1 rRNA gene is annotated in these 233 nt (G+C 51.1%); it reads left to right on the top strand.

Annotated features, from left to right (window positions below):
- Positions 1–147 precede the first annotated feature (147 nt).
- A 5S ribosomal RNA gene (gene rrf, locus KNP83_RS15005) occupies positions 148–233 on the top strand; the annotation flags it as partial.

Genomic DNA, 233 nt, shown 5'->3' with positions numbered 1-233 from the left:
GCACGGCGACGTGTGGAGCTGAATGATACTAATCGGTCGAGGCTTTGATCTAGTCTAAGGTTTGTATGAATTGATGAGTCTTCAGTTTTCAGGGAACAACCCTGAAATGGATTGACACGCCCTCCGGGCGATGTTAATATTCTTTTGTCTGGTGGCGATAGCGAAGCGGCCACACCCGTTCCCATGCCGAACACGGAAGTTAAGCGCTTCAGCGCCGAAAGTAGTTGGGGGTC

Origin of the sequence: Exiguobacterium sp. s146 (assembly GCF_018618415.1) — a bacterium.
Taxonomy (GTDB): Bacteria; Bacillota; Bacilli; order Exiguobacteriales; family Exiguobacteriaceae; genus Exiguobacterium.
Note: the sequence above shows the minus strand (reverse complement) of the source record. Positions and strands in the feature narration are given on the sequence as shown.